Annotated in this window: 9 protein-coding genes; 6 read left to right on the forward strand and 3 right to left on the reverse strand. The window is 57.4% G+C overall.

Going from position 1 to position 11318, the window contains the following annotated elements:
* The first annotated feature begins 36 nt into the window (after positions 1 to 36).
* The 3 genes from FTW19_RS02290 to FTW19_RS02300 all read left to right on the forward strand — a co-directional run bounded on the left by FTW19_RS02290 (position 37) and on the right by FTW19_RS02300 (position 4445).
* On the forward strand, positions 37 to 1104 hold the full coding sequence (locus FTW19_RS02290; RefSeq protein WP_147646131.1) for an HAF repeat-containing protein: 1068 nt from the start codon (positions 37 to 39) through the stop codon (positions 1102 to 1104).
* 333 nt (positions 1105 to 1437) lie between these two features.
* Positions 1438 to 1779 (forward strand): PadR family transcriptional regulator, encoded by a 342-nt coding sequence (locus FTW19_RS02295; protein ID WP_147646132.1) that lies wholly within the window; start codon positions 1438 to 1440, stop codon positions 1777 to 1779.
* Positions 1776 to 4445, forward strand: coding sequence for an ABC transporter permease (locus FTW19_RS02300; RefSeq protein ID WP_187143214.1), 2670 nt, complete (start codon positions 1776 to 1778; stop codon positions 4443 to 4445). The genes FTW19_RS02295 and FTW19_RS02300 overlap by 4 nt, the downstream gene beginning before the upstream one ends.
* A 43-nt stretch (positions 4446 to 4488) precedes the next feature.
* On the opposite strand, the gene FTW19_RS02305 is transcribed toward FTW19_RS02300, so the two are convergent.
* From FTW19_RS02305 to mutM, 3 genes are all read right to left on the reverse strand, one after another.
* Positions 4489 to 5634, reverse strand: a complete 1146-nt coding sequence (locus tag FTW19_RS02305) for a GGDEF domain-containing protein (RefSeq protein ID WP_187143215.1) — start codon at positions 5632 to 5634, stop codon at positions 4489 to 4491.
* A gap of 306 nt (positions 5635 to 5940) precedes the next feature.
* Positions 5941 to 6972: a response regulator gene (locus tag FTW19_RS02310; protein ID WP_147646135.1), complete on the reverse strand. Its 1032-nt coding sequence runs from the start codon at positions 6970 to 6972 to the stop codon at positions 5941 to 5943.
* 721 nt (positions 6973 to 7693) lie between these two features.
* Positions 7694 to 8488 (reverse strand): bifunctional DNA-formamidopyrimidine glycosylase/DNA-(apurinic or apyrimidinic site) lyase, encoded by a 795-nt coding sequence (mutM, locus tag FTW19_RS02315; RefSeq protein ID WP_147650432.1) that lies wholly within the window; start codon positions 8486 to 8488, stop codon positions 7694 to 7696.
* A gap of 408 nt (positions 8489 to 8896) precedes the next feature.
* On the opposite strand from mutM, the gene FTW19_RS02320 reads away from it, so the two are divergent.
* The 3 genes from FTW19_RS02320 to FTW19_RS02330 all read left to right on the forward strand — a co-directional run bounded on the left by FTW19_RS02320 (position 8897) and on the right by FTW19_RS02330 (position 11179).
* Positions 8897 to 9244, forward strand: coding sequence for a hypothetical protein (locus FTW19_RS02320; protein ID WP_147646136.1), 348 nt, complete (start codon positions 8897 to 8899; stop codon positions 9242 to 9244).
* Between the two features lie 11 nt (positions 9245 to 9255).
* Positions 9256 to 9693: an aminopeptidase gene (locus tag FTW19_RS02325; protein WP_147646137.1), complete on the forward strand. Its 438-nt coding sequence runs from the start codon at positions 9256 to 9258 to the stop codon at positions 9691 to 9693.
* A gap of 475 nt (positions 9694 to 10168) precedes the next feature.
* Positions 10169 to 11179: a hypothetical protein gene (locus FTW19_RS02330; protein WP_147646138.1), complete on the forward strand. Its 1011-nt coding sequence runs from the start codon at positions 10169 to 10171 to the stop codon at positions 11177 to 11179.
* Positions 11180 to 11318 lie beyond the last annotated feature (139 nt).

Genomic DNA, 11318 nt, shown 5'->3' on the forward strand with positions numbered 1-11318 from the left:
ACACGGCTTCTATGCCGTCCAGATAAGGAGTTAGAAATGCACTCTCTCCATACACCCTTTTCCAAACCAGATACGCTGCGGTTAGCGCTAAGACTTTTCCTCATTTGCGTCGCTTCCGGTCTGCCGGCGGCTGCACAGTCTGACAACGTAGTCCGCTATGGCGAGCCTCCGATCGTGAAGGATCTGGGCGCACTGCCCCCTATCTTTGACCGTAGCCAGGCATTTGCCATCAGCACGCGCGGACTTGTAACCGGCTCACTCATTCAAACGGGCCATGAGGAGTCCAATCATGCCTTCCTCGACCGCGATAACAGAATGATCGACCTCGGGACGTTACCTACCGGCACGTTCAGCGATGCCTATGGCGTCAATGATCGAGCCCAGGTAGTAGGCAGGGCACTGTATGTCACACCCGGTCTTCCCCTGGATCGGTTCTTCCATGCGTTTCTGTGGGAGAAAGGCGTCATGCATGACCTGGGCACGCTGGGACAAGCGTCCTCAAGTATCGCCTACGGAATCAATATCCGAGGCCAGGTCGTAGGTCAAAGCACACATGCCTTTCTCTATGAAGACGGTGTAATGAAGGACCTTGGCACGCTACCGGGAGGCGATACAAGCATCGCCTATGCGATCAATGACGCGGGAGAGATCGTCGGCGGCTCCACATTGTCGGATGGTTCGACGCATGCATTTCTCTACCGGCACGGTGTCATGCAGGATCTAGGTGCCTTAGCCGGAGGGAGAAACAGTATTGCTCGCAGCATCAATAACAGTGGGCAGATTGTTGGCTCGTCAACGGTAGCGGACGGAACCTGGCACGCCTTCCTTTATGAGGACGGCCATATGGTTGACCTGACGACGTTTCCCGGGGGAGCAGGTTTTTCCGATGCGACGTCGATCAACGATAGGGGCCAGATTGTAGGGCCGGGCCTTCTGTTTGATGACGGAAAGGTCGTCCCGATCAACCCGTCAACCTCCAACAGCCAGGTGACATTTGCCTTTGCTGCAGCTATCAATAACAGCGGCGAGATCGCCGGCGTTCTTCTTCCCGCTTTCCACGCTGCCATCCTCGACAGTAATGAGCTGACGGATGATACTCACTGAGCGACGCATCGCGACAGCGTTGCGAGCGTTCACCCCAACGAACCAAGTTCGCTGGGACCCCGAAGGGTGGGGCACCCGGGCAAGAAAAACGAAAAGCAGACTTCTCCGCTACCTCCTGAATGACAAACAAAAAGTGCTATGTCTTCGAGCGCTGAAGGCGCGTTCTATACCAGCCTGGGCAACGCCCCAGGTCTTGATGCCCACAAGAAGTTAAAGGGCTGAAGGCCCGATCTAAAGGTCTCAGTCAAGGCGGAGGTTGTCGGTACAACGGACAAGGTATTTGACAAGAAGCAATCGCCGCTCTTACTCTCCTATCTCGCATAGGAGAAGGCGATGGGTGACAAGGTCGACCTGCTGCAGGGCACGCTCGAGATTCTGATCCTGAAGTCTGTTTCCCTGGGAGCCTTACATGGCTACGGAATCCTGTTGCGGATTCAACAGATCTCGCAGGGACGCCTGGAAATTCCTCAGGGATCCTTCTACGTCGCGCTCTATCGCCTGGAACACAGGGGGCTGATCAAGGGAGAGTGGGGCGAATCGGAGAACAATCGCCGCGCAAAGTTCTACAAGCTCACAGCCGCCGGACAGAAACAGTTGAAGAAAGAGACAGAGAAATGGGCGGAGATGACGAATGTCGTCGACTCCGTTCTGGGCGCCACCGCGGAGGCGTTATGAGCCTGCTCTCTCCGATTCGATCCTGGTGGCATGCTCTCATCCATCGAGCGAGGACAAACCACGATGTCGAAGAGGAGCTTCAGTTCCACATCGATATGCGGGCACAGCAGCTCATTGCGTCCGGCCTCACGCCGAAGGAGGCCACGCGGCAGGCAAAGATCGAGTTCGGCTTCGTGGATGTGCAGAAGGAAAAATATCGCACAGCCATTGGTCTTCGACCGTTATACGAATTGGGCGCCGATATCCGCTACAGCTTCCGCTCGCTCTATCGCAATCCCCTGATATCCATTGCAGCGGTAGCATCGCTCGCATTCGGCATCGGCGCTACCTCCGCGATGTTCAACGTGATTTACTCCACCGTGCTGAACCCATTTCCCTACGCGGACGCTGATCGGATTGTCAATCCTTCGCTCCTCGACAGGAAGCAGCCGCAGGTACCAACGTGGTTTGCGCTTGAACCCGCGCAGTACGAATCCTTTGTAAAAGCAAAGTCGATCGAGAGCGTGCTCGGGTTCATGCTGGCCGCTCAACCGGAGACAGGTGGCGCGTTTCCCGAGGACGTCGGAGTTGCCTTCGTAACTCCGAACATGAACTCCTTCCTTGGCGTCCGCGCACTGCTGGGCCGGGGACTGCAGATGTCAGATGCCGGGCAGAACGTGATCGTGCTCAGCTACAAATACTGGCAACGACGCTTTGGCGGTGACAGAAACGTCATTGGACGCACACTGGAACTCGACCACCAGAACCTGACCATCATTGGTGTAATGCCGGCACGGTTTACCTTCACGGAAACGGTTGGGAATGTCGACGCCTACATCCCGTGGACGGCTGCACGTAGCCAGGCTCTGTTTCCATGGATCAAGCTGAGGTCTGGCGTAACGCCTGAAATGGCAGATGCAGAATTTCAGGGATATGTGAATGCATTCAAGCGGCAGACGCCTACGCACTTTCCCGATGACTTTCGCGTTGATGTGCAACCGATTGCAGCCCCGTATATTCATCGGACCGGCCATACACTAGCCCTGCTCTTCGCGTCGGTCGTGTGTCTGCTTCTGATTGGTTGTGCGAACTGCTCGGTGCTTCTGCTATCGCGCGGTGAAGCGCGGCTGCATGAACTGTCGATCCGCTCAGCTATCGGCGCCGACAGGTTTCGCCTGATGCGTCAGTTGCTGGTCGAGTCTCTTACGATCTCCATTGCGGGTGCGGCGCTGGGAACTGCCCTCTCGTTCTGGCTCGCCGAGCTACCTCTCAAGCTGATGCCGAACATGTTCCCGCAGGAAGCTTCGATCTCGATCAACTGGCTGGTACTTGGCTTCTCGATCGTTTTAGCGTTACTGACCGGAGTGTTATTCGGACTTGCGCCGGCATTGCGCTTCTCGCGCCCAGATGTCTCGCAGATGATGCAGGCTCGTGGGCGGACATCCAGCGATACGGGATTCAGATCGCTGAATGCCTTCATCGCTGTTCAGATCGCACTGACATTCATCCTCTTGGGAGTTGCGGGGGCCGCGGTTACGGGGTTCATGCACATCCGGTCAATGACGCTAGGATATGATCCGCATAACGTCGGGTTTATCTCAGTTCCACTGAAGCGCGATCCTAACAAGAACCAGCAAGCCTATGCCAACTACGTGGATCAGCTTCGCGATGCCGTCGCGACAGTGCCAGGAGTCTCCTTTGCAGCTACGGGATCGGGGGCGATTCCGCCCTCACAACCGTTCGATCGTATTGGAAGACCACTCACATTTGAACTATTGGGGCAGGAGTCAAAGCTGCCGCAGCACACCCTCGTACACCTGGTAAGCCCGGAGTACTTCGCGACACTCAGGATTCCTCTCTTGCGAGGACGCATCTGGAACCGGGACGAAAATCGGAATGGAGATTTTGTCGCTGTCGTCAATGAGACCTTCGTACAGCGCTACCTTTCCGAATACGATCCGATTGGGCAGCAGGTCCGCTCCGATGGCCTGAAAAACGACGGTAGACCGGCGAACATCACCTCCCCCCACAGCGGAGACTGGCGACAAATTGTCGGTGTGGTGGGGGATGCACGTAACGATGGCCTGGAGCGGCCGGTATTCCCGACGATCTATGTTCCTTACAGTACCTTCATGTGGGACGGCACCTGCTTCTTCTTCCGTGCAGAAACCGACCCGCAGGGATTCATACGTCAGTTGCGCAGCGCACTGCACGCCGTTAATCCCGATCAACGTATCCGCGGCAATCGGGTTGAAACTCTGGATGATGCTCTGCAGCACCAGACCGTGTGGATACAGCAGCACATGTTTTCAGTGCTCTTCAGTGTCTTCGGAGGCCTGGCGCTGTTGCTGTCCCTGTTCGGCATCATGAGTACCATTCTGTTTGCGGCAGGGCGGCGTAAAAACGAACTCGGAATCCGCATGGCCCTGGGCGCTCGTAGAAGTCATATCGTGTGGACGGTCTCGCGTACCACTCTCACAACCATTACGTGTGGAATCGCCGCTGGACTGACCCTGAACCTCGCACTCCGCAAACTGCTGGCGCATTGGATGCCGGCCAATAACCATTCGCCGTGGATCCTCACTCCTGTCACTTCTCTTCTATTGGCAGCGTCGGCGATGGCATGCCTGTTGCCGGCAATTCGCGCGGCCTACGCCAATCCACTTGAAACTCTCCGCGATAACTAGAGCGTCGTCGTGATCGTGCCATCAATCTTCGCTCGTGGAGCGCTCATCCGGTCACATACACAAAGTTCCCGCCGACGCGCTTCGCGGTATACAGCGCCCGGTCACACTCGATCAGGAGCGTGTCCCCCTCCATCGTCGGCTCACTCAGCGTAGCGACGCCGAAGCTTGCTTTCAGCGTGATTGCCTCTTCGGCAAACGGAATACTCCTGGTTTCGATCGCCGCGCGCAGCCGCTCCGCAATCTCATGTGCTCCGTTGCGCGGACAGTTCGGCAGCAGAATTACGAACTCATCGCCACCCATCCGCGCGATGGCGTCTGCCTCTCTCAGTCCCTCGCGCAGACATTGCGTCGCGGCCTTCAACGCCTTGTCGCCGGCACGATGCCCCAGGGTATCGTTGATTCCCTTGAAATCGTCGAGGTCCATCATCACCACAGACAATGGCTGGCCAGTCTCCCGGCTGCGTGTCACGGCATTCGTCAAAGCCTCTTCAAAGGCACGACGATTCATCACTCCTGTCAGCGGATCCGTCATCGCCTGCATATGCAGCTCATCGCGCAACGACGTTGCCATCATCCACAGAAACGCCAGATCGATTGACACGAAGATCGTCGTGTTTAACATCACGGTTGTCGTCTGAATGTCGTCGGCCTTCAGGTACGTTTGCGTGGTTCCCCACACCAGCGTCAGCAGAATCCGCAGCAGGTTCAGCGCCGCCGAGAAGAACAGTACCGCGCTCATCGTGATGGCTGGAGCGCGCATGCGTGTATACCAGCCATGCGCAGCTACCAGACCGGCAAAGACAAACTGGAATCCTGTCGCCAGGCCGATGCCCGCCAGGCGTAGCCGTATATTCGGATATCCATAGGTAAACGTCAGGCACAACAGCAGCGAGAGCGCCGCCATGCAGCACTGCCCTCGCCAGTACCACCGCCGTTCCCCAAAGAACGAAGCCAGACAGCGATGCAGAAGCACATATCCCATGCTGTACAGGAAGTTCGCCAGTACCACTGCCGCCCATACCGGCAGATGCTCGCGGCTTGCAATCAGGATGCCGCCGATCAGATACCCAACATTGCTCGCCGCGAATGCCAGAAGGCCGCGCATGGCGCGATGCTGACGCAGATTAACCAGAACCAGCAGCGTGCAGAAGCTCAGCAGGCAAACTCGCTCCAGCAGCAGCGTCCGCATGTCCATCCTTGTCCGGTCCCCCGCCCCTCTGCCGTGAAAGACACTCTTCCCGCAATCGTCTCCACAACGGAGGTGCGACAGACACGGCAGCAACGTAAGACAGACCGGGGGAAGGCTTGCGACATACTCTCATTCACACGTCCTGACTGCCAATCTTTTTATTGTTTCGGCGCGACAAAGAAACCATCGTCCGTTGCTCGTGGGAAAGAAAAAGGGGACGGCATCGCGCCGTCCCCTTCTCAGCATGTCCACCACCTGGACCTTAGAGCATTTCCCTATTACAGGGCATCCCGGAAGAGGGGTGCTCTACTGATTGAAATTTGGTTCTTCCTCGTCCTCTGAACCATAGCGGCGCAGCAGGTTCGGCAGATTCTGGCTGAACGCTGCCTTCGGCATGACCGTGTCGCATCCGGCCTCAGTAGCTTTGGCCTTCAGGTCACCCTGCAGCACCGAGAGGAAGCCAAGGATCGAGACCGTACGCTTGAGCTTGGTGCGAATCTTCGGCACAAGGGTCAGCGGCTTCACACCCGCGTTGTTCAGGTCGAAGACGATCAACGATGGCTTGGTGCGCTCCTCGCCGGAGAATAACTGCGCCAAATGCTCGGGGTCGTTCTTGATGAAGCAGACCTTCACGCCCAGCTTGCGCGCGGCTTCGTTGATCTTCGCCGTCAGGAACAGATCTTCGACGAAGAAGTAGATATGCGTAGGAGCATCTTCGCGGACCACAGCGTTACTGATCGGCGCTCGCAGCTCAGGCGGCAGGCGGTCGACATTGCCACCTTCGAAGTCATAGTTACGGCGCTGCTTGCCATGTCCTCCGCCGCGCACGTTGCCGTTCAGCTCCATCGTCGATGGCGGAGCTTCGGCGTAGTTGCCATTCGCCTCGCGATAGCTGTGGTCCATCGGTCCCACAAAGCTCCGCGGCCCCTTCTGCTTCTGTTTACGGCGGCCGAATCCGCCACCGTTAACGCTGTTTCCGGGCTCGATCTGGTTGCCGGGGCTGTAGCCGCCACCGTCCGTACGCTGGCGTTCGCGGCGACGTTGCTTCTTCTTCCAGCGCTTGGCGCTGGCACTGTTCTGTTGTCCCTGCTGTGGCTGGGTGCCAGCCTGCTGCGGCTTGGGCTGGGGCACAAAGTCGCTGTCTTCCCCGCTCTGGATCACGATCTGACCCTCAGGCGACGCCACCGCATCGGTTGGCTTGTTCTTACGGCGGCGGCGGCGGCGACGGCTGCTACGCGATGTGCCCTGACCCGGGGCAGTGGCTTGTCCGTTTTCGGAACTTACAGGTGGAGGGCCCTGAGGCGCTGTTGCCTCGGGCAGGTTCTGCTCTGAATTCATGCTTCCACTTCCTGGTTCACTTACATTTCTTCGGATTGAAAAGCCCTTCGGCTGCCCTCAGGCGCAGCCACATCGCGGCCGCGTCCAGCGCAACCTTGGCTTCTAAAACCGGAATATCTTTCTCGGAGAAAACAGTCTCAAGTTCTACTCGAAAGGAACTTCGTCTCGTCTTATCTCTGGCTGCGTTCCGCCGGCAGTTCGTGCAGGCGCTTCCCCACAACCCTTTGGCACACCAGTGCTCGGTGAAGCCCTTTGTCCATCTGCCTGTAAGAATTTGGAAACCCGGCGGGCCGTTCTAATCGCTCCCTGAGAGTGAAAGAGTCGATCACGGCCTCAGCCTTCTCAGCCTTCCGATAGGCAACACCATACTACCCGAGGGCCAGATGCTTGGCAAGTCACTCCCCTTAACAACGAAAGGCTACCGCCCCGGTAGCCTTTCGTAATGGCCATCACTGGCCTCCCATAAAGTGGTCCCTAACCAGGAACCAGAACCGATCCGGGGTTCACAAGGCCTCTTTGGGCTGTGATATCTCTCCGGCTCGTTCGGTGCGTGCGTCTCGCGCATCTGCGAACCACCCTTCCTATAAGCACGACCCATGCCAAACTTGTATTCCTTATTAATTCAACTACTTAGATGGGTGACCAGGAACCGGTTCTATTTTCTTTGGAATCTCATAGACGCTGGTTCTACGGTTTTCCATAGAACTAGCCTCGGATTGAACTATCTCTGACACATCGGGCAATAGTGCGTTCCTCGTCCCGCTACCAGCAGACGCTTGATCGGCGTCTTGCACGTCCGGCAGGGTTCGCCGGTACGAAGATACACCCGGTGCTCCAGCTGGAAGAATCCCCGCATCCCGTCTGCGTCCACGTAGTCCGACACGGAAGATCCACCAAGCTTGATGGCATGCTGCAGTACTGCCTTTACCGCCTTGTGCAGCCGTTCCAGCTCTATCCGTGTCAGCCGCCCTGCCTGACGAGTCGGCCGAATGCCGGCGCGGTGCAGGCTTTCGTCGGCATAGATATTCCCCACGCCATGCAGCAGCTTCTGATTCAGCAATGCACTTTTGATCGGCGTCTTGCGGCCTTTGAAGAGCCCTACAAACTCGTCCACGTCGATTTTCAATGGCTCTTTCCCTGGCCCGGTGTAGCCGCGCGTCACACTCATGCGGCCAAACCGCCGCGGATCGATGAAGCGAACCTCACGGCCCGATTTCAGGTGCAGGACGCCATGCGTGTGCGGCGGTAATGGAACATCGCCGCCATTCACCAGCAGCCTGCCGGTCATTCCCAGATGCACCAGGAACTGCGTTCCTCCGACGAGCTCGAAGACCACCGTCTTACCGATCCGGTGAACCTGCTCGATCTTCTTTCCCTTCAGAGTCTCCGCAATCTCTTCCGCCGGCGACTTCAGCGGCTCCGGCTTCTCTCCCAGCCACACGCTGATCACCGTGTCTCCAGAGACACGCTCATGTAGCCCATTGGCAACAGTTTCGACTTCAGGAAGCTCAGGCACCCCCTGATTAGACAGCATTTTCCCCTGGCGTGGCATCTCACGCTCACTGAACCGGAGAAGACCGGATCTGCCGGCGTCCTCCTGGTTCAAAAGGAGATAAAGCGATGCGCAGACTCGCAACCCTAGGGCGTGTCATCCAACTCCTGCCGTCAGCGTTGCGAGCGCAAATTTGTTCAGACGAGGCGGAGGCCGAAGGCTGTGGCGGGTCCACAGTCGAGGCCGACAACGAAGGATGGGCGAATTTGCGCCGCAACCCGGAGGGCCGGGGCAGATTTTCCCGATCTCTTCGTCACTCCTCGCTCCAGTAGACCAGCTACAGTTCTCTCCTCACTCCTCGATCTCGTAAAAATCTGCTCCCGGCGCTGACTGGCACGAGTTGGATGACACGCCCTAGTACTTTGCTCGGCGATGCTGGCCCCTGTGGCCGCACCGGCCTTCTCCCAGCAGTACGACCGCCACGGCCGCTTCTACAACGGAGTACGCCGCAGCTACTCCAACAACGGCTACGACGACCGCTATGACCGCCGCTACTATGAGCAGCGCAAAGATCACGGCATCGGGCCAGGAAAGGGTGCCCTGATCGGGGGCGCCGGAGGCGCTGCTCTCGGCGCAATCTTCGGCGGCGGTATGAAAGGGGCGCTCATCGGCGGAGCCGCCGGCGCGGGTGTCGGCGCCCTCGCAGGCAAAGCTGCCCAGGACAAACGCCGCAACGATCGTTCACGCGACTATCGCGATTACCGCAACGGCTACCGGTAAGGAGACACACAATGAAGACGACGATGGTGTTGGCAGCAGTCTTGATGGCGATTCCTGTGGCTGCAATGGCCCAGGGAGTCAGCGGAACGCAACGGATGAATGGTCAGGAGCCAAAACCGTCCGTGACCTCTCAAAACCAGAATATGAGCCATCCCGGTGAATACACCACCGGATTGACCAACGAACAGCTCCTCCCCTTGAGCGTGCACGAGGCCTGGGTGCAGAGCGGACGCAACGAGGACCGCTTCTTCGACATGGTCAAACAACTCGCGGAGTTGAGCGCACAGAAGCGCGGACTCTCTCTACCTGAGAACGAAACCGCAGGTCAGAAAGCGGGTGACTGGATCAAGAAGGAAGCCAGAAAAGATCCAGACCAGTTGCTCTACGTAGTCGTCGACCGGGCTGTGATGAAGGTGGGAACCAGAAGCTCTCCAGTCGCCAGTCGCTAGGGTGAGTTTTGTCATCCTGAGCACAGCGAAGGATCTGCTTTTCTTCCACTGCAGCTTCGAGGTAAGGATGCCTTTAAGAACCTTAGTTGAAAGATAAGAGTTATTCCGTAGTCTTAACCGTTTGTCGCGGAAAAGTGGATAACGGGCTGAAGTCGCTTCGTTCCAGTTACTTCGGCCCGTGTCCTGATTTAGAAAACGTGTCCGCGTAAAACGAAAGTTGCGGACGTTTAACCCCTTAGTGCCATGGTGACGACCATTAAATCCCCGTTCTCCACACCACCAGACGATCCACAGTGCGAAAGACCAGATGCGTTTAACGGAAATCGCGGTCCGGCCCGCGTGATTGCTGGGATTCGTTAATGGCCTGTGTTCCACAAGCGCGTAGGAAAAAGCGTATTATCCTCGGTTTCCACAGGTTTTTCCTTAATGAGGAAACTGAAGCTTAATTGACAAGCGGGACGTCACCTGTTAATCCATGCGATTCCCTTTCCGAGTTCTGGCTGTCGGCCTGTTTGCCGTGTTGCCTGCTGCCCTGGCGGAGCAAGCCGGTGAGGCAGTCCAGCAGATCAGCGACCAGGCGCGGCAGGCGATCGCCATTTATGGACCAGCGAAACCGTACCTCGATCTTCCGGTCAAAAAGCTGCAGCACCAGATCGACGATCTTGACGGTTTGAAGATCGATGAAGACCAGACCCAACTCGATGCACTGCTGCAACACGTCAGCGAGACCGTCTCTGCGCAAATGCCGCGCATCCCCAATCTGGCGGCTCACGAAGATATCGCTCTTGAGGAAGAACGTATCCAGGTTCAGGGCGGCGGCGGCGGCGGCGGCCGCGGGCGAGGGCCTGTGGTGTCCGTAGCTTCACCTGAGATGGTGCTTAGAGCCGAGCGGCGCTATGAGTTCGTCATCCGGAGAAGGCCCTCCGGCAACATCCAGATCTTCGAAGAATCGCGCAAGGAGCTTGGTACCTCCAAAGATCCCATCATGCCGCCCCAGGCCACCGGTTTCAGCGGTCTTTGGATGTTGTTTGTTCCCGGTGTGGTCGAAGAACAGCGATTCCGGTATCTCGGCACACAGAAGGTTCACGGCCGGCAGACCGCCGTCGTAGCGTTTACGCAGGTACCAGAACGCGTGAAGGTTCCCGGTGTGATCCGCGGTATGGACGGCGACGTGCCGATGCTGCAACAGGGCCTTGTCTGGGTCGACGAACAGACATCACGGATTCTCCGCATCCGCACTGACCTTCTAACGCCTCTCCCGCAGATCAACACAACCCGCCTTACCTCTACGGTTGAGTACACAGAGGTCCATCTGCCCGGCCTGGACGAGAAGCTGTGGCTACCCCGCCGCGTGGAGCTCCTGTGGACCATGAACTCCCGCAACGGCGGAGAGATCCACCGCTACTCCAACTACCGCCTCTACAAGGCAAACGTGCGGATCATTACTGACACTACAGGCAATCCTTCAGTTGACGATGCTCCGTAAAAGCAATCAGTTTGTCCTGGGCTGAGGCGGAATGGCTAGTTACAACAAACTGTAGACGTGCTGAGACATCCAGGTAGCTACAGTACAAGACACCAGAAGGAAAGCGTTCCAGAAGCACATAAGACTCAGTGCCATCGAG

The sequence above is a fragment of the Terriglobus albidus genome (genome assembly GCF_008000815.1).
Classification (GTDB): Bacteria; Acidobacteriota; Terriglobia; order Terriglobales; family Acidobacteriaceae; genus Terriglobus; species Terriglobus albidus_A.